We start from the raw sequence: 26,592 nt of genomic DNA on the forward strand, positions 1-26,592 counted from the left end.
TCCACAATATTAGGTATTAATACTTAGTATTGTGGAATTGTTTAAATAAAACAGACGAAATGTGAGGTAAATATGAAAATACTTGTTACTGGCGCAAAAGGATTTGTAGGAAAAAACATTATAGCAGAACTTAAAAACAAAGGTTATACAGATATATTTGAATATGATTTAGGAACTGAAGAATCACTTCTTGAAAAATACACTAAAGAATGTGAATTTGTTTTTCATCTTGCTGGAGTTAATCGTCCAAAAGATGAAAGTGAATTTATGGAAGGTAATTTTGGTTTTACATCATTGCTTCTTGATCTTCTTAAAAAAAATAATAATAAAGCACCGGTGCTTATAACATCTTCTGTGCAAGCAGAAAAAGAAAATCCTTATGGCATCAGCAAAAAGGCAGGCGAAGATTTATTATTTGCTTACAATAAAGAAACTGGGGCAAAGGTACTGGTTTATAGATTGCCAAATTTATTTGGTAAATGGAGTAGACCTAATTATAATACTGTAGTAGCTACCTTCTGTTATAATATTGCAAGAGGCATAGAAATACAGATATCAAATTCAGATGCTGATTTAGATTTATGTTATATAGATGATGTATTAGATGAATTTATTAGAGCATTAGAAAACATGGAAATCAAAAAAGACGAATATTGTTATGTACCTATTGTGCATAATATTAAACTAGGGGACCTTGCACAAAAGATAAGAAGTTTTAAGGAAAGCAGATCTGACTTAAGTGTGCCAAATATGGGTGATGAACTTACTAAAAAGCTTTATAGTACTTACTTAAGCTTTTTACCAGAAGATAAATTTTCTTATGACTTAAAAATGAATAAAGATAACAGAGGATCTTTTACGGAATTTATTAGAACAGCTGAAAATGGACAAGTTTCTGTAAATGTATCCAAACCTGGAATAACAAAGGGTGATCATTGGCATCATACTAAAAACGAAAAGTTTATGGTGGTTAGTGGTGAAGGAGTTATTAGATTTAGAAAAATAGGAACAGATAAAATAATTGAATATAAAGTTAATGCAGATAAACTAGAAGTAGTAGATATTCCTACAGGATACACTCACTCTATTGTAAATATTGGTGAGAACGATTTAGTGACAATAATGTGGGTTAATGAATGCTTTGATCCAAAAAAACCAGACACATTTCACTTGGAGGTATAGAACTTATGAAAAAACTTAAGGTAATGACAATACTAGGAACAAGACCTGAAATAATAAGACTATCAGAAGTTATAAAAGCTTGTGACAGATATTTTGATCATATTCTTGTACATACAGGTCAAAATTGGGATTATACACTTAATGATGTTTTCTTTAAAGAGCTAGAGCTTAGAGAACCAAATTACTTTTTAGGAGTTGTAGGAAGTGATCTTGGAGAAACTATGGGTAACATAATAGCTGAGAGTTATAAAATATTAGTTAAGGAAAAACCAGATGCATTAGTAATACTTGGGGATACAAACAGTTGCCTTAGTGTTATTGCTGCTAAAAGATTAAAAATCCCTGTATTCCATATGGAAGCAGGAAACAGATGTTTTGATCAAAATGTACCTGAAGAAATAAATAGAAAAATAGTTGATGTTACAAGTGATGTTAATATGGCATATACAGAGCATGCGAGAAGATATTTGTTATCAGAAGGAATGAGAAAGGAATATACTTTTGTTACTGGATCACCACTTCCAGAAGTTTTCCATAGATATATGGACAAAATTGATGAAAGTCCCGTGCTCGGAACATTAGGCCTCAAAAAAGGTAAATATATTTTGGTAAGTGCTCATCGAGAAGAAAACATAGATAATGAAGAAAACTTTAAGAGTATAACAGATGCGTTAAATGCAATAGCAGAAACTTATGATATGCCAGTTATATATTCAACACACCCAAGAAGCTGGAAAAGAATTGAAGAAAAAGGAATAGTATTTCATAAAAATATAAAACAATTAAAGCCATTCGGTTTTTATGATTACAATAAACTTCAAAAAGATTCATTCTGCGTTTTATCTGATAGTGGATCACTTGCGGAGGAAACGAACATTATGGAATTTCCAGGAGTATCAATAAGAACAAGTACTGAAAGACCAGAAGCAATTGACAAAGGTTCAGTAATACTTGGTGGAATAACTTCTGATAGCATAACTCAAGCTATAGAAATGATAACTATGCAAAAATCATTAGGAGAAAGAACTGTGAAAGCTCATGATTATACAGATATAAATGTTGGTATAAAGGTTGTTAATATTATTCAAGGGTATACAAGCGCCATAAACAAGTTTATATGGAGGAAGTAATAATGAGTCCAGAAAAAAAGAAGAAAATTTTAATGATAGGACCATTTCCAGACCCTATAACAGGTATGTCTGTGTCTAATCAAATGCTTTTAGCTGGCTTATTAGAAAATGGCCATGAAGTTGAATTTATAGATAGTAATGCAGAAAGAACTTTTACAAGTTTAAAGGCACAAGGTAAATTTAGTATTAAAAAAATATTAAATAGTGTTAGGCCAATAGCTATTGGATGCTACAAGATATTATTTCAGAAATTTGATGTAGTGTATATTACGCCTGCACAAAGTTATTTGGGATTTTTGAAGTATACTCCATTTATAAACGTGGCTAATTTCAAAAAAACCAAATGTTATATTGAGTTTCATGGTGGATTTGTCCGCGTTATGTATGACTCAGTAGATGCAAAAAAGCAAAAAGCATTAACATCTTATTTTAATAAAACAGATGGTGTTATAGTTCTAGGTGAGTCATTAAGATCAATGTTCGATGGAATACTTGAAAAAAATAAAGTTTTTGTTTGTGAGAATGGCGTTCAGGACGAATATATGCTGACAGAGAAAGAATTTGCGCAAAAATTACAAAAAAATCAACAACTGAATAATAATTGTAAAATGGAAGAATTAAAAATATTATATTTAAGTAACCTAATGCAGAGCAAAGGTATTTTAGATTTACTGAAGGCTTGCATAAAACTTAAAAAAGAAAATTTCAAATTTCATTTAAATTTAGCAGGTAACATAGAAGCAGAAATAGTTAATACTGTTAATGAAATGAGTAAAGAACTTGGGGGGCACGTTACATATCATGGGGTTGTTAAAGGTGATAAAAAATCAGCTCTACTTAAAGATAATCATGTATTCTGTCTTCCTACATATTATCCAAATGAAGGTCAACCAATTTCCATTTTAGAAGCAATGGGGAATGGGCTCGCTATTATCACCACAACTCAAGGTGGGATAATAGATATATTTAAGGATGGAGAAAATGGAGCAGAATGCAATAAAAAAGATCCAGATTCAATATGTGAAGCTATGAAGAAATGTAATGAAAACTATATTAAATATTCTAAGAAAAATTATTATGAATGTTTAGCTGAGTATAATAGAAAAGCATTTGTAGGTAGAATAGAAAATATTATCTTAAAGTAATAAAGGAGAAGAAAGTATGAGCTTTTTTTTATCATTTAACAAACGTTTTTGGGTTATCGAACTTGTCTGCCTATTAATAGTAGGAACTATAGTATTATTTCCCATGGGGCCTGTGAGCATTGCCTTATCAGAAATAATCGCAATAGGATTTTTTCTTTACTTGTTTATTTATCGTGGGTTATATAAGCGTAATTATATTTTCCCTGTATTATCAAAAAAAGTATTTAGGATATTGTTTGGATTTGGTATATATTTCATTATACTATTTGGTGCGCGAACTATACTACATTTACCATTCAAGGATACAATATGGCCAATAAGATCATTAATACTTGGCTCATCTATATTTTTTCTAATTGATGAATACAAACCAAAAGTAAACCAGCTTTTAAGTGGAATAATAGTTCTTTATTCTGCATTAAATATAAGAGAGTTAATCGATTGTTTTAGATTTTCAGATATTCGAAAATTGAAGTTTTTAGATAATATCAATATATATATGTATATATGTATCATGTTTATTTCTTTTACAGTATGGGCAATAAAAGAAAGCAAGGAAAAAAGATTACCATCATGGATTGCACCAATTGCATATACAAATATGGGAATAAGTATGGTTTTTGCATTCCTTTCCGGGGGTCGCTCAGGATGGGTAATGATGGGGGGCGTACTTACAGTATCCTTTTTATTAGTATTTGGATTTAAATGGTGTTCACTTAAAAAAGTTATATTATTTACTATGGCATGTATTGTTGTTACAATAATTGCTACATCACTAAATTTTATGAAATCGAAAAGTAATGTATATAGATCATTTTCTGTTATTGTTACTAGAATTCCAGGCCTTGCACAACCAAAACCTGAAGATGCAGAAGAGGATAGTGTAGCAACTACTGAAGCTAGTGATAAAATACGTGGGATATTCTGGGCAAAAGCATGGACTTCAATAAAAAAGAATCCTGTTTTGGGAGCTGGTACATTTGCAGTAGCATATAAGGAAATACCCACTAAAACTCAAGTACAAACACCAACTGCGGAGCAACCACCTATAAAAGAGAAAACATCTACGGAAAAGATAGAACCGAAAAAAGAATTAACACCTATGCAGGAGCAAATAGCCAATGCAAACAAAGCACCACGACCTGCCCATAATTTCATACTTGAAACTTGGATGGGATGGGGACTAGTAGGGTTAATATTATACCTTGCAGGTTTATTTTCTGCTTGTTTTTATGTAGTAATTAAATTAAAAAATATTCCAATGCAATTCAGAATTTGTTGCGTTCTTCCTATTGTGTCAGCAGCATTTATAAGTTTGATACAATCATTTATACTTTTAAATTTCCAAGCGACATATATTATGTGGTTTTGCCTTGGAATTGCATCAGTGGCAGATCACCACTACAAAGAAAGCAAAACTGGTAACATTTAAATACAGAACCTATGGGGAATAGCTTCGCAGAAGATAAATAGCTTCGTAGGTGATAATTAAGGTGGGAGAAAAACTTTGAAAAAGAGAATATTATTAACATCTCAAACTGAAGATAATATAAAAGCTTTACTCAATTATTATGAAAAAAACATAAAACAAAATAGATCTGACATTGTAGTGGAATATAGCAGTTTTTATAAGTATAAAAATATTAAAATCTTACACTATATTATAAGAGCAAGTCAGATGCTTAAAAATTATTCTGCTGTTGTTTCTGATTATACAACTAGCGTTTTTTCAAAAACTAAAAATGGTGTTTTTATGAGTCACGGGTATGGCACTAAAAATACTCCAGGAAATAGTGAGCTTGATATTAAAAAAACAATGGATATCTATAAGGGTATTAGAACTAAAATAAAAAATGTTGTAACACTATCTGAAAGAGATAGCACGTATTTTTTAAGATCTACAGAACTTGATAAGTGTCCTCTTCCAAACTATATGCCACTTGGATTACCAAGAAATGATATGTTGTTTGATAAAGAATACATCTCTGGATGTAGGGAAAAGTTCGATTCAAAACATAATACTTTCGGAAAGAAAATTCTATTATTTTGTCCAACTTGGAGAGGTTACGAAATAGAAAAAGCTTTCCCATTTACTGAAGAGGACTGGATAAAGTTTGATGAGTTTATGGGACAGCAGAATTGGAAAATGATTTATCGTCCTCACTATTTAGAGAGGCTAATAGATGATAAAGTATTTGATAATATGAGTAACATTTTAACAATGGATTTTGATGAAGAAATGTCCACTCAAAGTATCCTGGCAGTGTCTGACATGCTACTTACTGATTATAGCTCAATTTATGTGGATTACTTAGTACTTGATAGACCAATTTGTTTTATGCCATACGATATAGATCAGTATGAAGAAAAACGAGGACTTGCTATAGATTTTACTAGCTATATAGATACTCCTGGTCCTAAATTAAAATGCATTGATAATTTAATGAGTTACATAAAAGATACGAGCAAAAAGGATGAATATATAGCTATTAGAGAAGCTGCTCAAAAGAACTTCTATCATTACTTGGATGGAAATAGCTGCAAAAGAGTGTGGAGTTTAATATTAGATCTTGTAGATAAAAAATAGGAGGTAGATATTATGAATATTGCTATTATACTTGCCGGTGGAAAAGGTACTAGAATGGGTATAGTTGATCAACCTAAGCAGTTTATTGATATATATGGTAAACCAATAGTTGTGCATACAATCGAAGCATTTGATATACATGAACAAATAGATGCAATAGCTGTTGTTTGCCTTAAGGAATGGCATGAGGATATAAAGATATGGACTAGAAAGTTCGAACTTAATAAAGTGAAATGGATAGTGGATGGTGGAGAAACAAGGCAGGAATCCGTTTTAGCAGGGCTTAAGGCAATTGAAGAAGATGTAACATCTGATGATATTGTAGTTATTCATGATGCTGCAAGGCCACTAATTTCTCATAGAATAATAGGTGATAATATTGAAGGGGCTAAAGAATACGGCGCCGTAGACACTGTTATCCCTGCCACTGATACTATAATTCAAAGTAGTGACGACAGTACTATATCGTCTATTCCAGTGAGAAAAGAGTTATATCTAGGTCAAACTCCTCAAAGTTTTAAATACTCAACTATAATGGATGCTCATAAAAGTGCGGCGAAATCGAAACTTCAAGACTCTACTGATGACTGTAGGGTAGTATTAAATTATGGGGAAAAAGTTCATCTAGTAAATGGAGATAAACTCAATTTTAAGATTACTACAATGGAAGATTTACTTTTATTAAAGTCCATAATTAAAATGAGTAAACTGGAGAGAATATAATGTTAACGCGAGGATTTAAAATAGTTCAATCTAAGAGATTTGAAATTTATATAGAGGATTTAGAAGTGTGTACAGGACATGTAGTGGTAAAGATTGAAACAGCAGCTATATGTAAAGCTGATTTAAGGTATTACCTTGGCAGCCGTGATGAGCGAACACTTAACTTAAAATATCCAATAAATTTGATTCATGAAGCTGTAGGTACTGTAGTGAAAGATCCTACAAACTCCTTTAATAAGGGAGATAAAGTTGCACTAGTTCCAAATATAATGATTCCAAAAGATAAACAAGATGATTTTGATATTGCTTTATCTAGTGATAAAAGATTAGGAGAAAACTACTGCCCTAAAGCATTATTTGCCTCAAGTAGTTACAATGGATTTTCTAAGGATTATATTGCATATCCCGCAGGAAATCTTGTAAAGATAGAGGATAATATTGATTCGAATATTGCTGTGTTCTCAGAACTAATTTCTGTGGCAAATACAGCAATTCGTAGAATAGTATTAAAACCGGATGACGTTATAGCTGTTTGGGGTGATGGCATCCTTGGGTATATAATATGTAGCGTATTAAAGCAGATACACAATGGTCCCATTATAGTGATAGGCCATAACAAAGAAAAATTAGATAAATTTGTTGGTGTACAAACTTACCTTTCAAATGATTCAAATATTAAGAAAAGCAAAATTAATGTTGCATTTGAATGTATAGGTGGCGCTGCGTCTGAGAGTGGAGTTGATGAGATTATTAACTCAATACTTCCAGGATCCAAAATGGTATTAACAGGTGTATCAGAAAATCCCATAAAAATTAATACCCGAAAGATATTAGAAAAAGGATTGGCGTTTTATGGAATTACAAGAAGCAATGTAGAAGATTTTAAATTTGCAGCAGAGTTACTTAAAAAACCTGACTTTAGATCGGATATTTCAAAATTGATTTTAGAGGTAGCACCTATCTATGGAATTAAAGATTATTATAGAGTATTCGAAGCAGAATCAGAAAATAGGGCACTTGGAAAACACATTATGAATTTTAAATTTTAAAGCAATATAAATCAAATGAAATTAGAGGAAATTAAATGAATATAAAAAAATCATTAAGAGTAATATTTGTAGAGTGCTTTGGGATATTGATTGGTATATTGAATGGATTACTGATACCAAAGGTTCTTGATATACAATCCTATGGTTATCTAAAAACATTTACGTTATATATCACATATGCAGGAATGCTCCATTTTGGATTCTCAGATGGAATGTATTTAATATTGGGTGGTAAAGATATAACAGACATAAAAAAAGAAAAAATAAAAGGCTATTTCTATGTTATGCTAAAGATTGTAATAGCCGCAGTAGCTATTTTATTTATAGTTTCAATATTTTTTATAAAAGATATGGCGTTTAGGTACTTTGTATTTTATATATTACCGTTTCAGATTGTGTTATTTGTTTCTCTATTATATAGAGCGACAGGTGAGTTCAACAAATATGTAGTAATAAGAATAGTGCAAAATATAGTGAATTTAGCATCTATTCTTGCAGTTATATTAATTATAAAATCGCCAATTTTATATATGCAGATTCAAGTTGTTGGAAATATGGTTTTAGCAATAGTTACTGGAACGTTAATTATTATATCAACAAAAAAATCAGAAAAAATAAAGCGCTCAGAAATAAAATCCATAACAAGTATGGGTTTTACTATAATGATAGCAAACGTTATAAGTCTTCTATTTGTTACTTTGGATAGATGGTTTGTTAAAATAAAATTTACAGACAATGATTTCGCATTTTATTCTTTTGCGGTATCAATGCTAAGTTTATTTATAGTATTAATAAATGCAATAACAGTTCTATTTTATCCTTATTTAGCAAGAAATAAGGATGACGCAAAAGTCGTCTCAAATGTTAAAAAATACATTATATTAATATGTAGTTTTGCACCTGCTGGTTATTTTGTGCTGGAGTTTATAGTAAAGAACTTCCTAAAAGAATATATACCATCCTTAGAAGTGCTAGGAATATTAATAATAGGGATACCATTTATTACTTTAACAAATGTTTTATATGCAAATCTTTATAAAGTAGGAAAAAGGGGCAAGGAGTATTTAATTGTAGCCTCTAAAATGGTAGCATTAGCATTTATATTAAATGCATTTGCGACATATGTATTAAAGGATCCCGTAATGATTGCATATGCTACACTTGTTACTTTAGTTGTATGGTATGTATATTCTTCATTTGACTTTAAGGGACTTGGAATACACAAAAATGAGATAATACATTTTATAGTATATTTGTGTTGTTATCAAATTGTTAGGATAATTCCTATTCCATCATTAATCAAAGCGTTTATGTTTATTATCAGTATGATGATTACAGAATACATTTTATTTAATGCTGATATTAAAGACATATTTTTAATGATAAAGCATAAATGAATAGAATAAAACAACCGAAATGTATAACAATACATTTCGGTAGTTTTTGTTTGTTTAAAAATTACTTGGATATAATTTAAATATAAGTATTAATAAGGAGAGTGCGACAATGAATGGTAAAAAAATAGATATATCAAAAAATATCTCGATTTTGATACCGGCTTTTAATCCGGATACTAAACTAATAACTTTAGTAGACAATCTTACAAAGGCAGGTTTTACAAATATTAGCATAGTGGATGATGGAAGTAGTGAGGAGTATAAACCAATTTTTAATGAATTAGGGCTTAAAAAACAATGTAACATATTGGTTCATGCAAAAAATATGGGAAAAGGTAGAGCGCTTAAAACAGGTTTTAATTATTTTCTTAACAATTGTGAAGATTGCGTTGGCATTGTTACCGCGGACGCTGATGGTCAGCACGGCATTGAAGATATTATAAAAGTTTCACAGAGGTTAATAGATAATCCAGAAAAATTAATATTAGGGTCTAGAAACTTTTCAAAATCAAATATTCCTTTCAGAAGCAGGTTTGGAAACATAATGACTAGAAGGATGTTTGGTCTAATAGCTGGAATAAAAGTAAGTGATACGCAAACAGGGTTAAGAGCTATTTCATCGGATTTTGCGTTGGATTTAATGAGTGTTAATGGAGAAAGATTTGAGTATGAAACCAACATGCTACTTGAATGCAAGAGCAAAAATATTGCTATTGATGAAGTATGTATTGATACTATTTACATAGAAGAAAATAAATCGTCCCATTTTAATCCAATAAAAGATTCAATAAAAATTTACGGAGTTTTCTTTAAATTTATGTCATCATCATTTTTATCTTTTGTTTTGGACATTGGCTTATTTACGATGTTTACAAAACTATTTTATAATATAACACCAGAATATTTCATTTTATTATCGACTATTGTTTCCAGAATTATGTCTTCGTTATTTAATTATAATGTAAATAAAAATGCAGTATTTAAACATAAAACTTATGATAAATTGGTGTTAGTTAGATATTATGTGTTATGTTTAACACTTATGTTAGTGTCAGGACTAAGTGTATCGGCTACTTGGTTTGTTTTCAAACGTTCTGAGGTTGCTATAAAAGTTATAATAGACGGTATCTTGTCACTTATAAGTTATAAAATTCAAAAAGAATGGGTTTTTAAGAAAATGAACATTTCAGAGGAGTTGTAATATGTATTTAATACTCATCTTTGCGTTATTATGCTCTGGAGCTGCTATGATTTCCTTAAAATTTAATAAAAAAATTGAAGAAACTCTCTCAATGTGGATTTTTATAATAATAATTATTTTATATTTATTTGCAATGCTAGGATTATTAAAAATCGGTGTATACACCGTAGTTGCAATTGGATTAATTAGTATCATTTTTTGTTGTTATAATATTTATAGAAATAGGCAAATTTTCATAGAAAATGTTTTAACACCGGGGTTTGTAATATTCACGATATTCTTCGTAATTGCATGGTGGGCACAAAGAGGAAGAATGCTAACATCTTGGGATGAATTTTCACATTGGGGAACTGTAGTTAAAAACATGTATATATTTGATGCTCTTGGTAATCATCCAGAGGCGACCACCACATTTAGGGGGTATCCTCCTGCAACCGCATTATTTGAATACTTCTGGGTAAAACTATCTGGAGAGTTTACAGAGGGTAACTTATATAGGGCTATGAACATATTATATTTTTCATTAATGATGCCTATATTTATTAATGTAAAACACAAAAACTTTAGCAAGATAGTTATTCGGTTTGTTTTCATGTTAATACTCCCTTTAGCATTCTTCCAGGATTTTTATACTAATATAATGGTGGATGCAATCCTCGGAGTTATGTTTGCAAATGTACTCATAACCCATTATGGGAATAAACTAAGTACTTTTAAAATTCTTAATATAAGTTTGACCTTATTTATATTAACCCTCACAAAAGCTCCGGGATTTGGACTTGCGATTATAGCTATTTTAGTAATTGCTGTAGATCTCTTGTTTGCAAAAAGAGAGGAGTTAAAGTTATACATTAATCAGGGTACGAAGATTAATACTTTAAAAAGAATAGTTCTAATTTTATGTCCTGTATTTGCTGCCAAAATATCAAAAAAATCATGGGCTATGTATCTTAAAATCACAAAAACGAATGTAGCCTGGAATACAAGCGAAGTTGGTCTACAAAATCTTAAAGATTTATTTACTGGAAATGCATTGCATTACCAATTTGTAACAATAAATAATTTTTTCAAAGCAATTACAGAGGTTTTTTTAACAAACTATATACTTAAATTATCATTAATGGGTTGGGTAGTAATACTTATAGCAATTTCTACTATACTAATAACCTTTGTTTGTAATGAAGAGGAAAAAGGTCGGTATTCATTAGGAGTTATAACAGTATTCATGGGAGGTATTATATACACTGCCTCATTACTAATTTTATATGTGTTTACATATTCAGAGTATGAAGCTACTAATTTAGCATCCTATGCAAGGTATACAAGTACCTATCTTTTAGCTGTCTTGATTTTTCTAGTTGTAATCATATGTTTAAAAGAAAAAGATTACGATTCTAAATTTAAGCAATCATGTACTATTTTCATGTTATTGTTTTTATTGTTAATTACAAATGTAACTCCAGTTATAAGTAATACTATATTGGCCCCTTACAATATAAAAAATACAATAGAAGAACGTAGACCTTATGCGCCTATAACAAAGATAAAAGGGGTATTAAACCCTAAAACTGATAAATTGTATTTTATTTCTGTTGCAACTAATGGTTTTGATTATTGGGTTAGCAGATATAATATAACACCTATAAAAACTAATTTGGGCGTAGGCAGTTGGAGTCTTGGCATGCCATATTATAAAGGTGATATTTGGACTAAAGACATAAGTGCAAAAGAGTGGGCAGAAAAACTGAAAAATGAGTATAGCTACGTGTATATATTTAAAACTAATGATGGGTTTAACAAAACCTATGGAGAAATTTTTGAAGGTGGGAGTAAATCCATTAAAAAGGATACTTTATATTATGTAAAAAAGAATAATGACAGTGTTGTTCTTAAAAAAGTAGAGTAGAATTAGAGCAACTAGGGTATATGTTAATATAAATATATACCCTAGTTGCCCTTTTTTAGTTGTGAACGTACTTACAACTAAAAAAATATAATCACTATGTTAAAAAGGAAATAAAACAAATTAGTATATTTTTTCGTTTTAAATGGTATACTTTATAGTAATAGAAACGATAATATTAGTAAAATAGTTTTAAATAAGGAGAGTTAACAATGGAAAAACCATATGTACCATTCACACTACCTAATGAAGAATTAATTGATAAGGAAAGATTATTTAATAAAGTAATAAAAGCAAATAAAGAAATTGCTATTTATAATGAAAAATTGAAAAATTCAAAAATAAGACCTGCTCTTTTAATGGATTTATTCTCATTAAAAGAAGCTTTAGAATCTTCTAAAATTGAAGGTACTCAAGCGACTATGGATGATATGTTAGAGTATAGATCAGATGAAAAAAATGTTACGGATGATATTAAAGAAGTAATAAATTATCATGTTGCACTACAAGAAGGAGTATATGGTCTAGAAAGATTACCTATAAGTAGTAGATTAATAAAAAATTTGCACAGGACATTACTTGGTGGTGGTGTGAGAGGCGGAGGTAAAACTCCAGGAGAATTTAGAACTGTTCAAAATTATATAGGGACACAAGGGTGCACGCTAGAAAATGCTTCATATATTCCACCAGAACCACAGCTTGTAGACAGTTACATGAGTAACTTAGAAAAATTTATAAATGAAGATGATGAAACTAACGATTTAATTAAAATAGCATTAATTCATTCACAGTTTGAGACAATTCACCCTTTTTTAGACGGTAATGGTAGAATAGGAAGGATACTAATTCCTTTATATTTATACAATAAGGGATTCATAAGTAGTGCTAATTTATTTGTTAGTGAAAGTTTAGAAAAAGACAAGTTTAAATATTATGATCTTTTAAATGCAACTAGGGTTATTGTGATAGGTAAAGAAGACGATGAAGAGCAATATAAAAAAGATATTGCAGTAGCAAGAAAAATTTATTCTGACTGGATAGACTTCTTTTTATCTGCATGTATAAATGAATCAAACAAATTAATGGCTAAAATAGAAAAAATAAATGAATTATATAGTATAGCTATAAATAAAAGCATAGAAATAATTGATAGTAGCAAAATGAGAGAGGTTATAGATGTTATATTTGAATTCCCTATTTTCACAAAAAGTAAAATAAGTAGTAATGTAAAGATTCCTACAACAACTTTGGATGGTTATTTAAGAAAACTAGTGGAGGCAAAAATAATTTATTCAGATAAAAGACCAAGAAATAGAAAATATTATTTTTACGATTTAATTAATATTTTAAGATAATTAATGTACTACAACAGTGTTTTAATACGAATTTATATCAACTGTTGTAAATATAGTAGTTGGTGTAACGTCGAAAATTAGAAAGGTAGATAAATAATATTCTTAAAATGTGAATTAAGGGAAGCCATTTTTGGCTTCCCTTAAAAATTGTCATATTATCAACACTATTATTAAACGTAGGCCAATAATAAAGGTGAGATTAAATTCAAAGCATATATTCCACAAGTTGCTAGAAAATATAAGTGAACTCCATATTAATAATCTACTATTCTTTAGATTTTCTTCTATTAATTATTTAAATGGTTATAATTAATAGAATAGGAATTATAAAAATGATATAATAAAAAAGAAGCTAGTAAATAATCATATGTAGTATGTAATTAAAATTAAAATAAAGAAATTAACATGGAGTGTACTCGAAAAACAATAATTAACAATTCCCATATTTGAGGAATAAAAGTATTTATTTGGATGAAATGCTATACTTGAATTAATAGTAGGCATGATAAAAAGGCTTTTTTATACACTATTTTAAAAAAGCCGTAGGCTGGTTATTGAGTTAAAACTGATTATAAATTAGGCAGCTATTTTCTTGAAAACCGGGAAGATATCAGCAATTGTTACCTCTTTTTCATTAGCCCAAGCATCTATAAAACAGCAAAATGCACCAAGAAATACTCTTGTTATTCTGCGACCAACGGAATAGATAATCGCTTTTTCAGCATGGAAGTCGTTGTTTATTCTATCCCAACACCTTTCAGTAGTTGAACGTCGTTTATAAAGAGATTTCCATTGCTTTGAACCTCTTAGTATAGGAGTAAAATATCTTGGATTATCTAATGTTTTAGTGTAATAAATTTTCTTGCTTTTAATAGGACATTTTTCACAGTGGTCACATTGAACTGGGAATAACCATTTATGCCTAAATTCCTTACGGACGATTCCCCAATTACGAAGCTGATGTCCACAAATTTTCCCATGAGGAATGCCCTTATCGTCAAGTTCAACAAAATCACTGCCTGATGAAGGTTTTAAAGAACGTGAATTTAAATCAATAATAGGATTTATTCCATAATGCATGCATAAAAGATAAAATGCATTAGCATCATAGGCAGAATCTAAGGCTACGGAATAGAATTTAATTTCAGGGTATAAATCTACAATCTCTTTAAGTGCATAAACACCGGTAACAGAATCATGCCGTGCTGCACTAACAAATTTAATATGGATAGGTAGGCTGTAAAAACTATCACAGGCAGTGAACCCGTGATAAGTTTGACCATAGTAATAGTGTTCATTAAAGCTATCCCAACCCCAGCTAGCACTGGGATCGGTAAACTTTCGATAACAAGCACAATGCTCTCCTGGTTTAAGTTTGCAATCACAAACTTTTTTACCATAAGGCGAAGCCTGTGTAGGCATACAAGTTCCATCACCAGCAATATTTAGTTTAGAAGGGTCACCCAAAATGCCCATTGATAAGGAAGGAATAACAAATAATTCCTTAAGTATGTTGTTCATTTTGGATTCTATTCTGTCAGAAAGCTTAGAATTATCATATTTTAAGATTCTTTTAACTAAACGTTCGACTACACCAGATTTGGAGTTATTCATCTTTTGGTTTTTCTTTTGTTTTTTACTTGGTTTACGTTTCAATTTACGCAGTTTGGATTTATATAGGATTTTATCCTTATGAATCAGCCTATCCATAAAATCATAAAAAGTACCTATGCCAGGTATTTGATCAGCAACTATGCCTTCGGCTTTAAAAGGCGAGTAGCAAGCAGGGATAAAGCCTGACAGAATTGCATAAAACGGTTCTGAACGTAATGTCTTTATCCAAGATGATATGCTGGTTTCTTTACAATAAGCCATAATAATAAGTGATCTGAGTAAAGCTACCGCATCTTTGGGCGGAGCCCCTTGATTGGATTTAGAATAAGCACTTTGTATTAGAGGGACAATTCCGGTTAGGTCGGCAGACCAGATTTTTGTTATTATTGAACTACGCTCAAACAAAGTAATTTCTTGATTATTTTGAATAAAGAATTTTTCTAGAAATGTTTCAACAAAATTTTGATATTGAGTATGTGAGGCCTTAACAGTTAACATAAAAATCACTCCTTATAAATGAAAAATGGTAATAATATACAAAATTCATTTTGCGAAATTTTTACTGCTGTCAAGTCTTATTTAAAACTATTTAATTAAAAAAAATCGATAATACTAGGGATAGCTTAGACTATCTATGCTACCCGAAAGATATAAAACCCGAAGAAATTCTGGGGTGAAGTTGATATATGAATAAAAATGAACCTAGAATTAGCAATGGCTTGAGAGTTTCCGAGAGTACTATAACATGTAAAGAGGGGTGAGTATTTTATGTTGTATCATGCATCAGGAGAAGTTGTTGAATTCCCGGAGATAAGAAAAAGTAGATATACAAAAGATTTTTCGTGGGGGTTTTATTGCACTAATAATTTTGAACAAGCTAAAAAGTGGACTAAAAGAAATAGAGAAGATGCTACAGTTAATTATTATACTTACACAGAAAATAAAGAGTTGAAAATATTAAAATTTGAAAATATGACTGATGAATGGTTAGATTTTATTGCAACTTGTAGAAATGGATTAGTACATGAGTATGATATAGTAGAAGGGCCAATGGCAGATGATACTGTTTGGAATTATGTAAATGATTTTTTAACTGGAGAAATTAATAGAAATATTTTTTGGGAGTTAGCAAAATTTAAACATCCCACTCATCAAATAAGTTTTCATACATTAAAAGCATTAGACTGTCTTAAATTTGAGAGGAGTGAAATTATAAATGAATGATACTCAAAAAAATAATTTATTTTATCTTTGTTCACTCATAGAATTTATAGGAAGAAAGACGAAAAACAGAAGATCAATTATTGTAGAAATACTTGGAAAAAAGGAGTTAAATAGACAGCTAGGACTTGCTGATGTTAATCATTGTTTATCATTTGAGCAAGTATCAGATGAGATAATAGAGTATTTTAATATCCAAGAAGGTGATTTTGATTCAGTAGGGTTATGTAAATATAATGTACCAAGTTTTCAAGCAATAGGCAAAGAATATCAAAGATTAATAATAGATGTATGTTTAGAACAAGAGAATACAGTAGATGTTCTATACGCAGTATTTCAATCATTTATTAGTGATGAGATTTCAGATTTTAATTCATCAGTATATTATAGTGCTCCAGAATATTTAAAGTATTCTTATTTAGAAGGAAAACTATTAGCATAAAGTTAGGCTGCAGCAATATATACTTATAAAGGTGATAGTGGAAAAGATAAAAGCTATGTATATAAATTACCAGAGTTAGAAAATGATATATTAATAGATAACTTTAAAACTATTGATGTAGAAAAAATAGAACTTGAAAAAATTAGTGATGATAACCCACTGAAATTAGTTTTTAAAATGGGCGCAATAAAAGGGATAATTTAAAAAATTATCCCTTTTATTTTTGTTTTGCGAATTAACCGATGAATTTAAAAGGTCAGCAAAAAGACCAGAATATTCAGTGCTTAGAAATTATATGATGGAGCTAACTACTGGGGATATAACTAGGACTTGGCAAGAAGCAATTGGTGAATATTTAAAATAAAGTAATCAGTGATAACAAATAATTCACCACACTAGCTATTAAATATTAAAATTAGAAATATGATATAATATATTTTATTGGAAGATTGGATGGTGATATATTGAAAAAACTAAGTATTGTATTATGCTTATTATGGATGGGATTAATATTTTATAATTCTTCTAAACCTAGTTCATTATCAAATTTGCGAAGTTATGAGATTGTTCAATCTATAAGAAACAATAAGAATGCTTTAGAGGGTAAAAATAATTTAACTAAGGCGAAACCCAGTGTGTTACCCAAAAGTTCAAGAGATAAAAAAATAAATATACTTATTAGAAAAAATGCACATGCAATTGAGTATGGTATATTAGCAGTGTTTGTTGCAAATTTTTTATTTTTATTTGGACTTAAAGAATGGGATGCCTTATTTTGTATAATGTTTACGTGTTTATTTTATGCAGTAACGGATGAATACCATCAAATGTTTGTTTTAGGTAGGGGCTCATCAGTAAGCGATGTTCTAATAGACTTCGGAGGTGCTTTAATAGGCTTGGGATTTTTTTATCTAGCATATTATAAGATATATGCTAGATATTCGATTAATAAAAACTCTCACTGAAGTTTTTTTTATAGTATGGAACTCTAACCTATGGACAATAGCTTCATATTAAAACATGCAAAAAAGCACCTATAGATCAAGCACTTTTTTCAAAGTGTCTGTTCTATAGATACCAGTTTAGTGCGAGAAACTATCTTTCTAAGCTACTTCAATTTCATTAGTATCAGTAGTAACTACTTTAGCATCTTTCTTGCCCGTTAAGCTACCACTCGCTGATGCAAAAATGTTCTTTGCAATAACTAGATCCATAAGAGCATTTACCTCAGCTTCTTTTATAGTTGGCACTCCCTCTTCGTCAGCTTTAATGTCATCTACGGTTAAAGTGAAATATTTACCTTCTATAGATGTTAAAAATCTCATAACTAATTTATGCATATGTCTTTTCCCCCTTTTAATTTTATTTTATTTAATTTAACTCTAAATTTTGAGTTGAAAAACTATTCCATAACTAAGCTAAATTGGTCTTGTCTGTCTAGTGTAAATAATGGATAAGTTTTAATATTAGATATAGCTTTTCCTATTGCAAAAATGTCCTCATCCACTGCAGTAACTTTTAAATTACCTAGTGTTTTTGTTGCGAATTTGTCGTTGCCATCAATATCAACCCCCACTTTCATAGTGAGTTTTAGTGCGCTTGCTACCTTTGTAGATACAACTGCCATGTTGATCACTCCTTCCTTTTATTTTGCTTTCACTAAATATATATGCTGCTCTGAAATTTTGTGCGGAGTTTTGAAAAATTTATATTACAATATAGCAATCTATTATATGACACCACAATATCTTAAAGTTTGTTATGAACAGGGAGAAATTTTAGAGTAGGAGAAATAAAAAAATAAGAATACCAATCTGGTACCCTTATTTTTCGTATTTTCCTATAACGGTGGATATAACTATAGTTAAATCAGATATAGATTTATTGAGATCCTCAATTTTCTTCTCAAACCTAACCAATAAATATATGCTCACACCTATAGGGAAGCCAACTGTATTAACCAGTTTAACTAATGTATCATACATGGTACATTACCTCCCTCACCGCTATAGATAATATATATGCTTTTTCTAATTGTTTTCTATAGGTTTCTTAAATATATTTTTAAGCTTTTATAACGCTTTATTTTTAATCCTCACACGATGATAAAAATTCTGATGACTATGGCAGGCTAATATCTATATAACTATGATTTACATGAAAAAAGATTCCACCAAGTTAATCCTTAGTGGAATCTTTTTCACCTCAGGTGATGATTTATAGCACCTCAAGTAATAATTTTACTATGCTACTTCAATTTCATTAGTATCAGTAGTAACTAATTTAGCATCTTTCTTGCCTGTTAAGCTGCCACTCGCTGATGCAAAAATGTTCTTTGCAATAACTAGATCCATAAGAGCATTTACCTCAGCTTCTTTTATAGTTGGCACTCCCTCTTCGTCAGTTTTAATATCATCTACGGTTAAAGTAAAATATTTACCTTCTATTGATGTTAAAAATCTCATAACTAATTTATGCATATGTCTTTTCCTCCTTTTAATTATTTAATTTAATTTAACTCTAAATTTTAAGTTGAAAAACTATTCCATAACTAAGCTAAATTGGTCTTGTCTGTCTAGTGTAAATAATGGATAAGTTTTAATGTTAGATATAGCTTTTCCTATTGCAAAAATGTCCTCGTCCTCTGCAGTAACTTTTAAATTACCTAGTGTTTTTGTTGCGAATTTGTCATTACCATCGATGTCGACCCCTACTTTCATAGTGAGTTTTAGTGCGCTTGATACCTTTGTAGATACGACTGCCATGTTGATCACTCCTTCCTTTTATTTTGCTTTCACTAAATATATATGCTGCTCCGAAATTTTGTGCGGAGTTTTGAAAAATTTATATATATACATAAGGGCTTCGGGTTTTTTGCATCTTATATGAGCACACAGACTAACTTTTAATTTTTATGATATAATTAGTACATAGAATATATTTAAATTGTAGAACAAATTTAAGGAGAATATTTATGAATAAAATTATAAATAACACATTAACAATTTATCATGGTAGTGATGAAGTTATTACAAATCCTGAAATTAGGATTGGAAGGTATACAAAGGATTTTTATTGGGGATTTTATTGCACAATATTGCCAGAACAAGCAGAGCGATGGGCTCTACGTGATATACGTAAAAGTGTAGTTAGTATATATAATTGTACTATTAGTGAACAGTTGAATGTTAAGCAGTTTGAAGAAATGAATGATGAGTGGTTAGATTTTATAGTTATGTGTAGAAATGGTGGAAGTCATGGGTATGATTTAGTAGAGGGACCTATGGCAGATGATACTATTTATAATTATCTACAGGATTTTGTTGAAGGTAAAATATCTAGAAATGCATTTTGGGAATTAGCAAAGTTTAGATATCCGACACATCAAATAAGTTTTCATACAGCAAGAGCATTAGCGTGTTTAACCTATGAAAGGAGCTATAATTTAAGATGAAATCAAAAATAAGTAATAATCTTTACTATACATGTAGCTTGATAGAATTCATTGGGCGTGAAACTAAAAATAAACGTTATGATATAGTAAATCTTCTAGGTGAAGAAGCTATTAGACATATATTGGAATATGCGGATGTATTTCATTCTGAACAAATAGCGGCTGTAGCTGATAGGTTTATAGAAGAATACAAAATAGAAAAAGGTCATTTTGATAATGTTAATGATTGCAAGTATAATATACCAGATTATTGGAGTATTGGTGCGGTATATCAAAGACTTATAGAAAATGTATATAGCACAGATTTAGTTATAACATTAATAGAGGTGTATAACTCTTGGATAAATAGTTATATAGATGATTACAATATGGCAATCTATTATATGACACCACAATATCTTAAAGTTTGTTATGAACAGGGAGAAATTTTAGAGTAGAAGAAATAAAAAAATAAGAATACCAATCTAAACTGTTACCTATGTCAAGGACACTCTAAAAAAAAGGTGCTATCAAGCTAAGAGATGGTTTCTGTATTGTACAGGAGCCATCTTTTTCAAGTCCCACTGGTATCTATAATTATTATAATATGTGATATACCTATCTATCATTTTCTTAACATTTTCAAGCGTAGTACAGGACTCTTTCTTAACGCTTTATTTTTAATCCTCACATAATGATAATAAATCTGCTGACTATCGCAGGCTAATATCTATATAACTATGATTTACATGAAAAAAGATTCCACCAAGTTAATCCTTAGTGGAATCTTTTTCACCTCAGGTGATAATTTTACTATGCTACTTCAATTTCATTAGTATCAGTAGTAACTACTTTAGCATCTTTCTTGCCTGTTAAGCTACCACTCGCTGATGCAAAAATGTTCTTTGCAATAACTATATCCATAAGAGCATTTACCTCAGCTTCTGTTATAGTTGGCACTCCCTTTTCATCAGCTTTAATATCATCTACGGTTAAAGTAAAATATTTACCTTCTATTGATGTTAAAAATCTCATAACTAATTTATGCATATGTCTTTTCCTCCTTTTAATTATTTAATTTAACTCTAAATTTTAAGTTGAAAAACTATTCCATAACTAAGCTAAATTGGTCTTGTCTGTCTAGTGTAAATAATGGATAAGTTTTAATGTTAGATATAGCTTTTCCTATTGCAAAAATGTCCTCGTCTTCTGCGGTAACTTTTAAATTACCTAGTGTTTTTGTTGCGAATTTGTCATTACCATCGATGTCGACCCCTACTTTCATAGTGAGTTTTAGTGCGCTTGATACCTTTGTAGATACAACTGCCATGTTGATCACTCCTTCCTTTTATTTTGCTTTCACTAAATATATATGCTGCTCCGAAATTTTGTGCGAAGTTTTGAAAAATAATATATAAGAGCTAAGAAAGAACAAGGCAACAACGTTTTAGGATGAATATATATGAAAGCTAATAAGAATGCTAGGATTTTATCAAAAGTCTTAGAATTCTTGTTTTATTGTGAAAATAATGGGGAAAACAGTGTGAATTTTATGGTACAATCAATTATGTGGTTAAATTAGATTTAAATGTATAAAATTGTATATTAATAGCGGATTTAATCATATAAAAGAAATGCTAATAAATTAACCGTTTTTTTACAAGATATAAAGTGAAAGGATTATAAAATAACATATTCAGTCGATAGATGTAATATGGGAAACCATTGATATATAACACTTTAAAGGTGATTGTATTTTTCAAAAACTGTAAAATAAGTAATGATTTGATGTATTTCGGAGTATGCGAACAGTAAATCAATGAAGTGGCGAGTTTAAAATTTGACACAAAACTTACAAAGTTATACAATAAGACACGGACATTTTGTAGAAATTGGAAGAATTCTAATTGGCAATTTGCGTGTTATTTGGGGAGATAGAAATTTTGGGAAAATAAAATGGGGGTGGGAACATAAATGCAAGAATTAGAAAGAAATTCAAAAGTTACACAGGCGGAGATTGTCCGCGAGTATGACAAAAACATAGGATATTTTATAATTAAAAGAATAATTGATATTATAGGTGCTTTATGTGGGGTAATACTTCTAAGCCTGGTGATGATTATTGTTGGCATTTGGATAAAACTCGATTCAAAGGGACCTATTTTTTTTGCTCAGGATAGAGTTGGACAAGATGGTACGCAATTTAAAATGTATAAGTTTAGATCTATGTGCATGGATGCAGAATGTCTTTTGGAGAAGCTCAAATCAAAAAATGAAATGTCAGGACCTATGTTTAAGATGAAAGAAGATCCAAGAGTAACTAAAATAGGAAGCTTTATAAGAAAGACAAGTATAGATGAGTTACCTCAGCTATTTAATATATTAAAGGGAGACATGTCACTTGTTGGACCAAGACCAAGCCTGCCAAAAGAAGTAACACAGTTTACATCTTTCCAAAAACTAAGGTTAATTGCAAAGCCAGGGTTAACCTGCTATTGGCAGGTTAGGGGTAGAAGTGATATTAGCTTTAAAGAGTGGATGGAAATGGATGTTGAGTATATAGAAGAGAGAAATACATGGATAGATATAAGTCTTATCTTCAAAACGGTGGGAGTGCTGTTTGGGGATGAGGGGGCAAGGTAATTAAAAAATTAGTAATTAAAAATAAAGATTAAGTAAGGGGGATGAACAATATGAAAGGTATTATTTTAGCTGGCGGATCAGGAACAAGACTGTATCCTGTAACTAAATCAGTATCAAAACAGATATTGCCTGTATATGATAAACCGATGATATACTATCCATTATCAGTTTTAATGCTTGCGGGGATTAAGGATATATTAATAATATCAACTCCAAGAGATACTGCAGGTTTTGAAGAGCTATTAGGTGATGGAAGTCAAATAGGGATTAATATACAATATGCAATTCAAAAAGAGCCAAGAGGACTTGCAGAAGCGTTTATAATAGGAGAAGAGTTTATAGGAACTGATAAAGTAGCTTTAGTACTTGGGGATAATATATTCTATGGATATGGTTTTTCAGAAAGACTTAAAAAAGCTGTTGAAAGAGAAGAAGCTACTATATTTGGATACCACGTAAGTAACCCAAAGGAATTTGGAGTAGTTGAATTCGATGAAAACAATAATGTTATATCTATAGAAGAAAAACCACAGAAGCCAAAGTCGAATTATGCTGTGCCAGGGCTGTATTTCTACGACAATGATGTAGTGGAAATAGCTAAGGGCGTTAAGCCATCAGGCAGAGGAGAAATTGAAATAACAGCAGTGAACAATGAATATTTAAAAAGAGGAAAATTAAAGGTGGAATTATTCGGAAGAGGAATGGCTTGGCTGGACACAGGAACACATAGGGCGTTACTTGATGCGGCAAATTTTGTTGAAGCTATTCAAACAAGACAAGGTCTATATGTAGCATGTATTGAAGAAATCGCTTATAGAAAAGGATATATTAATGCAGAACAATTGAAGGAATTAGCTGAGCCACTTATGAAAACTGAATATGGACAATATTTATATAATATAATTGATTCAGAAAAAGATAGTATGTCATCGAAACAAGTTGCAGCAACATTGGAAGGGGAATAAAGAGATGAAGACTTATTTAGTTACTGGTGGAGCTGGATTTATCGGTTCAAATTTTGTAATATATATGTTAAATAAATACTCAAATATAAAAATAATAAATTTAGATAAACTTACATACGCGGGAAACCTAGAAAGTTTAAAAAGTATTGAAACCAACCCAAATTATATATTTATTCAAGGAGATATATGTGATAAGGACATAGTGAATGGTTTATTTGAAAAATATGATATAGATTATGTAGTGCATTTTGCAGCAGAGTCTCATGTTGATAGAAGTATAAAAGAACCAGAACTATTTGCTATGACTAATATAATAGGTACAGTAAATCTTTTAAATGCAGCTAAGAACGCATGGGAGACAAAAGAAGGCTGGATACAAGGAAAAAAATATCTTCAAGTATCTACAGATGAAGTATATGGATCACTAGGAGATACAGGATATTTTATGGAAACAACACCATTAGATCCTCATAGCCCATATTCATCAAGTAAAACAGGTGCTGATTTAATGGTCAAAGCATACTCAGATACATTTAAAATGCCAATTAATATAACTAGATGTTCAAATAACTATGGTTCACACCAATTTCCAGAGAAACTAATACCACTTTTAATTAACAATTGTTTAAATCATAAAGATTTACCAGTGTACGGTGAAGGATTAAACGTGAGAGATTGGTTATACGTTGAAGATCATTGCAAAGCAATAGATATGGTTATTAATAATGGAAGACTTGGAGAAGTTTATAACGTTGGTGGACATAATGAGAGAACAAATATGCAGATAGTTAAAACAGTTATAAAATATATAAATGAAAATGTAGATAGTGAAGTAACTGAGAACTTAATAAAACATGTAGAGGATAGAAAAGGTCATGACATGCGGTATGGAATAGATCCAACTAAAATAAAAGAAGAATTAGGATGGTATCCTGAAACTACATTTGAAGTTGGAATAGAGAAAACTATAAAATGGTATTTGAATAATACTTCATGGATGAATAATATTACATCTGGAGATTATCAGAAGTATTATAATGATATGTATTTAAAAAAATAGTAGGTAATGTACCCAGATTTATCACCCGGAATTTGAAGGAGCTATTGCTTGGAATGATTTAGACATTAATATAAAATGGCCACTAGATGGCATAGATGAGGTATTACTTTCTGATAAAGATAAATTAGCGAAAACACTAAAGGAATGTAAAATAAAGATTTAAAGTAAGTGTGAAAGAGGAGATAAACATGAAAATTGTAGTAGCAGGAACAGGATATGTTGGATTAGTTACAGGTGTGTGTTTATCACATTTAGGCTTAAATGTAACATGCGTTGATACAAATAAAGAGAAGATAGAATTAATGAAGCAAGGCACATCTCCAATATATGAACCCGGATTAGAGGAACTACTTAAAAAAAATTATGAAGAAGGCCGATTGAATTTTACAACTGATTATAAATCAGCATATAAAGATGCAGATGTAATCTTTATAGGAGTAGGTACTCCGGAAAGAGAAGATGGTTCCGCTAACTTGGATTATGTATATATTGTTGCAGAGCAAATAGCTCAAAATGTAGGGCAGGATTGTTTGGTTGTTGTTAAGTCTACAGTTCCAATAGGAACTAATGATAAAATAGAAGAATTTTTAAAGGAACATTTGAAAAATGATATTCACATAGAAGTGGCGTCTAATCCAGAATTCTTAGCTCAAGGGACAGCAGTTAAGGATACCATGTATGCTAATAGAATAGTAATAGGTGTTGAATCAGATGAGGCTAGGGATACTTTGAAAGAAGTGTATAAGAGATTTAATCAACCTATAGTTGTAACTAATAGAAGAAGTGCAGAGATGATAAAGTATGCATCAAATGACTTCCTAGCATTAAAGATATCATTTATAAATGAAATAGCAAATTTCTGCGAAATTGTTGGTGCAGATATAGAGGATGTAACAAAAGGGATGTCTTATGATCCAAGAATAGGGGATAAATTCTTAAATGCAGGACTTGGGTATGGAGGATCTTGTTTTCCAAAGGACACAAAGGCACTTCATTGGTTAGCTAATGATAATGAATATGAGTTAAAAACTATAAAGGCAACAATAGAGGTAAATGAAAATCAAAAATATAAGTTATTTAGAAAAGCTAAACAAAGATTTGGAAGCTTAAAAGGAATGAAAGTGGCAGTTTTAGGGCTAACATTTAAACCTGGAACAGATGATTTGAGGGAAGCACCATCTATACCTAATATAAGAAGACTATTGGAAGAAGGCGCAGAAATTGTGGCATATGATCCAGCAGGAGAAGAAAACTTTAAAAAACTATTTCCAACTGAAATCACATATGTAAAAACTCCACAAGATACCTTGAAAGAGGCAGATGTAGCATTTATATTTACAGAATGGAATGAAATTAAATCTTTAGACTTAAACAAATATGAAGAATTAATGAATACTCCAGTTATATTTGATGGAAGAAATTGTTACAAAATATCAGATGTAGAAAAAGGACAAATAGAGTATCATTCAATAGGGAGAAAAGAAATATTAAATTTGAATAATACTGCATTAGAAGAGGTTGCAGCTGGTTATAGAAGTTAGG

General features: G+C 30.3%; 30 protein-coding genes and 1 pseudogene. 22 read left to right on the forward strand and 9 right to left on the reverse strand.

Annotated elements, in window-relative coordinates; all coding sequences use genetic code 11:
• Positions 1-72: 72 nt before the first annotated feature.
• The 11 genes from ACWJKP_RS02875 (at position 73) to ACWJKP_RS02925 (ending at position 13,672) form a co-directional block, all read left to right on the forward strand.
• The gene (locus ACWJKP_RS02875) at positions 73-1,182 is read left to right on the forward strand and encodes a polysaccharide biosynthesis C-terminal domain-containing protein (RefSeq protein WP_165413779.1); all 1,110 of its coding nucleotides are present in this window, start codon (positions 73-75) and stop codon (positions 1,180-1,182) included.
• A 5-nt stretch (positions 1,183-1,187) separates the two neighbouring features.
• Positions 1,188-2,312, forward strand: a complete 1,125-nt coding sequence (wecB, locus tag ACWJKP_RS02880; RefSeq protein ID WP_165413778.1) for a non-hydrolyzing UDP-N-acetylglucosamine 2-epimerase — start codon at positions 1,188-1,190, stop codon at positions 2,310-2,312.
• Positions 2,313-2,314: 2 nt separating this feature from the next.
• Positions 2,315-3,457 (forward strand): glycosyltransferase family 4 protein, encoded by a 1,143-nt coding sequence (locus ACWJKP_RS02885; RefSeq protein ID WP_165413777.1) that lies wholly within the window; start codon positions 2,315-2,317, stop codon positions 3,455-3,457.
• A gap of 16 nt (positions 3,458-3,473) precedes the next feature.
• Positions 3,474-4,889: an O-antigen ligase family protein gene (locus ACWJKP_RS02890; protein WP_165413776.1), complete on the forward strand. Its 1,416-nt coding sequence runs from the start codon at positions 3,474-3,476 to the stop codon at positions 4,887-4,889.
• Between the two features lie 75 nt (positions 4,890-4,964).
• Positions 4,965-6,044 carry a CDP-glycerol glycerophosphotransferase family protein gene (locus tag ACWJKP_RS02895; RefSeq protein ID WP_165413775.1) on the forward strand — a complete coding sequence of 360 codons (1,080 nt, stop codon included), beginning with the start codon at positions 4,965-4,967 and terminating at the stop codon, positions 6,042-6,044.
• A gap of 12 nt (positions 6,045-6,056) precedes the next feature.
• The gene (gene ispD, locus ACWJKP_RS02900; protein WP_165413774.1) at positions 6,057-6,767 is read left to right on the forward strand and encodes a 2-C-methyl-D-erythritol 4-phosphate cytidylyltransferase; all 711 of its coding nucleotides are present in this window, start codon (positions 6,057-6,059) and stop codon (positions 6,765-6,767) included.
• Positions 6,767-7,816 carry an alcohol dehydrogenase catalytic domain-containing protein gene (locus tag ACWJKP_RS02905; RefSeq protein ID WP_165413773.1) on the forward strand — a complete coding sequence of 350 codons (1,050 nt, stop codon included), beginning with the start codon at positions 6,767-6,769 and terminating at the stop codon, positions 7,814-7,816. The genes ispD and ACWJKP_RS02905 overlap by 1 nt, the downstream gene beginning before the upstream one ends.
• A 35-nt stretch (positions 7,817-7,851) precedes the next feature.
• Positions 7,852-9,213, forward strand: coding sequence for an oligosaccharide flippase family protein (locus ACWJKP_RS02910; protein ID WP_165413772.1), 1,362 nt, complete (start codon positions 7,852-7,854; stop codon positions 9,211-9,213).
• A 109-nt stretch (positions 9,214-9,322) separates the two neighbouring features.
• Positions 9,323-10,414, forward strand: coding sequence for a glycosyltransferase (locus ACWJKP_RS02915; protein WP_165413771.1), 1,092 nt, complete (start codon positions 9,323-9,325; stop codon positions 10,412-10,414).
• A gap of 1 nt (position 10,415) precedes the next feature.
• The gene (locus ACWJKP_RS02920; protein WP_165413770.1) at positions 10,416-12,320 is read left to right on the forward strand and encodes a hypothetical protein; all 1,905 of its coding nucleotides are present in this window, start codon (positions 10,416-10,418) and stop codon (positions 12,318-12,320) included.
• A 209-nt stretch (positions 12,321-12,529) separates the two neighbouring features.
• Positions 12,530-13,672 carry a Fic family protein gene (locus ACWJKP_RS02925; protein ID WP_165413769.1) on the forward strand — a complete coding sequence of 381 codons (1,143 nt, stop codon included), beginning with the start codon at positions 12,530-12,532 and terminating at the stop codon, positions 13,670-13,672.
• Between the two features lie 576 nt (positions 13,673-14,248).
• Here ACWJKP_RS02925 and ACWJKP_RS02930 read toward each other — a convergent pair.
• The gene (locus tag ACWJKP_RS02930; protein WP_224578683.1) at positions 14,249-15,784 is read right to left on the reverse strand and encodes a transposase; all 1,536 of its coding nucleotides are present in this window, start codon (positions 15,782-15,784) and stop codon (positions 14,249-14,251) included.
• A gap of 270 nt (positions 15,785-16,054) precedes the next feature.
• Between ACWJKP_RS02930 and ACWJKP_RS02935 the strand changes: the two genes are divergently transcribed.
• The 4 genes from ACWJKP_RS02935 to ACWJKP_RS02950 all read left to right on the forward strand — a co-directional run bounded on the left by ACWJKP_RS02935 (position 16,055) and on the right by ACWJKP_RS02950 (position 17,914).
• Positions 16,055-16,510 (forward strand): DUF3990 domain-containing protein, encoded by a 456-nt coding sequence (locus tag ACWJKP_RS02935; RefSeq protein WP_165413845.1) that lies wholly within the window; start codon positions 16,055-16,057, stop codon positions 16,508-16,510.
• Positions 16,503-16,949, forward strand: a complete 447-nt coding sequence (locus ACWJKP_RS02940) for a hypothetical protein (RefSeq protein WP_165413846.1) — start codon at positions 16,503-16,505, stop codon at positions 16,947-16,949. The genes ACWJKP_RS02935 and ACWJKP_RS02940 overlap by 8 nt, the downstream gene beginning before the upstream one ends.
• 223 nt (positions 16,950-17,172) lie before the next feature.
• Positions 17,173-17,313 carry a sugar nucleotide-binding protein gene (locus ACWJKP_RS02945; protein ID WP_165413847.1) on the forward strand — a complete coding sequence of 47 codons (141 nt, stop codon included), beginning with the start codon at positions 17,173-17,175 and terminating at the stop codon, positions 17,311-17,313.
• Positions 17,314-17,413: 100 nt separating this feature from the next.
• Positions 17,414-17,914, forward strand: a complete 501-nt coding sequence (locus ACWJKP_RS02950) for a VanZ family protein (RefSeq protein WP_165413848.1) — start codon at positions 17,414-17,416, stop codon at positions 17,912-17,914.
• Between the two features lie 138 nt (positions 17,915-18,052).
• On the opposite strand, the gene ACWJKP_RS02955 is transcribed toward ACWJKP_RS02950, so the two are convergent.
• The 5 genes from ACWJKP_RS02955 to ACWJKP_RS02975 all read right to left on the reverse strand — a co-directional run bounded on the left by ACWJKP_RS02955 (position 18,053) and on the right by ACWJKP_RS02975 (position 19,714).
• Entirely contained in the window at positions 18,053-18,289 is a 237-nt protein-coding gene (locus ACWJKP_RS02955) for a DUF2922 domain-containing protein (protein WP_165413849.1), read from the reverse strand.
• A gap of 62 nt (positions 18,290-18,351) precedes the next feature.
• The gene (locus ACWJKP_RS02960) at positions 18,352-18,576 is read right to left on the reverse strand and encodes a DUF1659 domain-containing protein (protein ID WP_165413850.1); all 225 of its coding nucleotides are present in this window, start codon (positions 18,574-18,576) and stop codon (positions 18,352-18,354) included.
• Between the two features lie 196 nt (positions 18,577-18,772).
• Entirely contained in the window at positions 18,773-18,934 is a 162-nt protein-coding gene (locus ACWJKP_RS02965; RefSeq protein ID WP_165413851.1) for a YvrJ family protein, read from the reverse strand.
• A gap of 258 nt (positions 18,935-19,192) precedes the next feature.
• A complete protein-coding gene (locus tag ACWJKP_RS02970) occupies positions 19,193-19,429 on the reverse strand; it encodes a DUF2922 domain-containing protein (RefSeq protein WP_165413852.1) in 237 nt (78 codons plus the stop codon).
• Between the two features lie 60 nt (positions 19,430-19,489).
• The gene (locus ACWJKP_RS02975; protein WP_165413853.1) at positions 19,490-19,714 is read right to left on the reverse strand and encodes a DUF1659 domain-containing protein; all 225 of its coding nucleotides are present in this window, start codon (positions 19,712-19,714) and stop codon (positions 19,490-19,492) included.
• Positions 19,715-19,923: 209 nt separating this feature from the next.
• On the opposite strand from ACWJKP_RS02975, the gene ACWJKP_RS02980 reads away from it, so the two are divergent.
• Both ACWJKP_RS02980 and ACWJKP_RS02985 read left to right on the forward strand, forming a co-directional pair.
• The gene (locus ACWJKP_RS02980) at positions 19,924-20,403 is read left to right on the forward strand and encodes a DUF3990 domain-containing protein (protein WP_165413854.1); all 480 of its coding nucleotides are present in this window, start codon (positions 19,924-19,926) and stop codon (positions 20,401-20,403) included.
• The gene (locus ACWJKP_RS02985) at positions 20,400-20,840 is read left to right on the forward strand and encodes a hypothetical protein (RefSeq protein ID WP_165413855.1); all 441 of its coding nucleotides are present in this window, start codon (positions 20,400-20,402) and stop codon (positions 20,838-20,840) included. The genes ACWJKP_RS02980 and ACWJKP_RS02985 overlap by 4 nt, the downstream gene beginning before the upstream one ends.
• A 72-nt stretch (positions 20,841-20,912) precedes the next feature.
• On the opposite strand, the pseudogene ACWJKP_RS02990 reads toward ACWJKP_RS02985, so the two are convergent.
• The 3 genes and pseudogenes from ACWJKP_RS02990 to ACWJKP_RS03000 all read right to left on the reverse strand — a co-directional run.
• A pseudogene (locus tag ACWJKP_RS02990) lies at positions 20,913-21,044 on the reverse strand (IS3 family transposase); the annotation flags it as partial.
• 151 nt (positions 21,045-21,195) lie between these two features.
• Positions 21,196-21,432, reverse strand: a complete 237-nt coding sequence (locus ACWJKP_RS02995) for a DUF2922 domain-containing protein (RefSeq protein WP_165413856.1) — start codon at positions 21,430-21,432, stop codon at positions 21,196-21,198.
• Between the two features lie 55 nt (positions 21,433-21,487).
• Positions 21,488-21,712, reverse strand: coding sequence for a DUF1659 domain-containing protein (locus ACWJKP_RS03000; RefSeq protein ID WP_165413853.1), 225 nt, complete (start codon positions 21,710-21,712; stop codon positions 21,488-21,490).
• A 644-nt stretch (positions 21,713-22,356) separates the two neighbouring features.
• Here ACWJKP_RS03000 and ACWJKP_RS03005 point away from each other — a divergent pair.
• From ACWJKP_RS03005 to ACWJKP_RS03025, 5 genes are read left to right on the forward strand one after another with little or no spacing between them, the layout of a single operon-like run.
• Entirely contained in the window at positions 22,357-23,025 is a 669-nt protein-coding gene (locus ACWJKP_RS03005) for a sugar transferase (RefSeq protein ID WP_165413857.1), read from the forward strand.
• A 50-nt stretch (positions 23,026-23,075) separates the two neighbouring features.
• The gene (gene rfbA / locus ACWJKP_RS03010; protein WP_165413858.1) at positions 23,076-23,990 is read left to right on the forward strand and encodes a glucose-1-phosphate thymidylyltransferase RfbA; all 915 of its coding nucleotides are present in this window, start codon (positions 23,076-23,078) and stop codon (positions 23,988-23,990) included.
• Between the two features lie 4 nt (positions 23,991-23,994).
• Entirely contained in the window at positions 23,995-25,050 is a 1,056-nt protein-coding gene (gene rfbB / locus ACWJKP_RS03015) for a dTDP-glucose 4,6-dehydratase (protein WP_165413859.1), read from the forward strand.
• Positions 25,051-25,066: 16 nt separating this feature from the next.
• A complete protein-coding gene (locus tag ACWJKP_RS03020) occupies positions 25,067-25,213 on the forward strand; it encodes a dTDP-4-dehydrorhamnose 3,5-epimerase family protein (protein WP_165413874.1) in 147 nt (48 codons plus the stop codon).
• A 25-nt stretch (positions 25,214-25,238) separates the two neighbouring features.
• Positions 25,239-26,591, forward strand: a complete 1,353-nt coding sequence (locus ACWJKP_RS03025; protein WP_165413860.1) for a UDP-glucose dehydrogenase family protein — start codon at positions 25,239-25,241, stop codon at positions 26,589-26,591.
• The last annotated feature ends 1 nt before the right edge of the window (position 26,592 follow it).

It is taken from the genome of Clostridium sp. CM037 (assembly GCF_055081095.1).

Bases quoted from the DNA above. Each gene is read 5' to 3' on its own strand.
- ACWJKP_RS02980 (WP_165413854.1), top strand. From the start codon at position 19,924: ATGAATAAAATTATAAATAACACATTAACAATTTATCATGGTAGTGAT.
- wecB (WP_165413778.1), top strand. From the start codon at position 1,188: ATGAAAAAACTTAAGGTAATGACAATACTAGGAACAAGACCTGAAATA.
- ACWJKP_RS03005 (WP_165413857.1), top strand. From the start codon at position 22,357: ATGCAAGAATTAGAAAGAAATTCAAAAGTTACACAGGCGGAGATTGTC.
- ACWJKP_RS02920 (WP_165413770.1), top strand. From the start codon at position 10,416: ATGTATTTAATACTCATCTTTGCGTTATTATGCTCTGGAGCTGCTATG.
- rfbA (WP_165413858.1), top strand. From the start codon at position 23,076: ATGAAAGGTATTATTTTAGCTGGCGGATCAGGAACAAGACTGTATCCT.
- ACWJKP_RS02960 (WP_165413850.1), bottom strand. From the start codon at position 18,576: ATGGCAGTTGTATCTACAAAGGTAGCAAGCGCACTAAAACTCACTATG.
- ACWJKP_RS02905 (WP_165413773.1), top strand. From the start codon at position 6,767: ATGTTAACGCGAGGATTTAAAATAGTTCAATCTAAGAGATTTGAAATT.
- ACWJKP_RS02930 (WP_224578683.1), bottom strand. From the start codon at position 15,784: ATGTTAACTGTTAAGGCCTCACATACTCAATATCAAAATTTTGTTGAA.
- ACWJKP_RS02875 (WP_165413779.1), top strand. From the start codon at position 73: ATGAAAATACTTGTTACTGGCGCAAAAGGATTTGTAGGAAAAAACATT.
- ACWJKP_RS02885 (WP_165413777.1), top strand. From the start codon at position 2,315: ATGAGTCCAGAAAAAAAGAAGAAAATTTTAATGATAGGACCATTTCCA.
- ACWJKP_RS03025 (WP_165413860.1), top strand. From the start codon at position 25,239: ATGAAAATTGTAGTAGCAGGAACAGGATATGTTGGATTAGTTACAGGT.
- ACWJKP_RS02975 (WP_165413853.1), bottom strand. From the start codon at position 19,714: ATGGCAGTCGTATCTACAAAGGTATCAAGCGCACTAAAACTCACTATG.
- ACWJKP_RS02995 (WP_165413856.1), bottom strand. From the start codon at position 21,432: ATGCATAAATTAGTTATGAGATTTTTAACATCAATAGAAGGTAAATAT.
- ACWJKP_RS02935 (WP_165413845.1), top strand. From the start codon at position 16,055: ATGTTGTATCATGCATCAGGAGAAGTTGTTGAATTCCCGGAGATAAGA.
- ACWJKP_RS02890 (WP_165413776.1), top strand. From the start codon at position 3,474: ATGAGCTTTTTTTTATCATTTAACAAACGTTTTTGGGTTATCGAACTT.
- ACWJKP_RS02940 (WP_165413846.1), top strand. From the start codon at position 16,503: ATGAATGATACTCAAAAAAATAATTTATTTTATCTTTGTTCACTCATA.
- ACWJKP_RS02985 (WP_165413855.1), top strand. From the start codon at position 20,400: ATGAAATCAAAAATAAGTAATAATCTTTACTATACATGTAGCTTGATA.
- ACWJKP_RS02965 (WP_165413851.1), bottom strand. From the start codon at position 18,934: ATGTATGATACATTAGTTAAACTGGTTAATACAGTTGGCTTCCCTATA.
- rfbB (WP_165413859.1), top strand. From the start codon at position 23,995: ATGAAGACTTATTTAGTTACTGGTGGAGCTGGATTTATCGGTTCAAAT.
- ACWJKP_RS02955 (WP_165413849.1), bottom strand. From the start codon at position 18,289: ATGCATAAATTAGTTATGAGATTTTTAACATCTATAGAAGGTAAATAT.
- ACWJKP_RS02910 (WP_165413772.1), top strand. From the start codon at position 7,852: ATGAATATAAAAAAATCATTAAGAGTAATATTTGTAGAGTGCTTTGGG.
- ACWJKP_RS02915 (WP_165413771.1), top strand. From the start codon at position 9,323: ATGAATGGTAAAAAAATAGATATATCAAAAAATATCTCGATTTTGATA.
- ACWJKP_RS02925 (WP_165413769.1), top strand. From the start codon at position 12,530: ATGGAAAAACCATATGTACCATTCACACTACCTAATGAAGAATTAATT.
- ACWJKP_RS02970 (WP_165413852.1), bottom strand. From the start codon at position 19,429: ATGCATAAATTAGTTATGAGATTTTTAACATCAATAGAAGGTAAATAT.
- ACWJKP_RS03000 (WP_165413853.1), bottom strand. From the start codon at position 21,712: ATGGCAGTTGTATCTACAAAGGTATCAAGCGCACTAAAACTCACTATG.
- ispD (WP_165413774.1), top strand. From the start codon at position 6,057: ATGAATATTGCTATTATACTTGCCGGTGGAAAAGGTACTAGAATGGGT.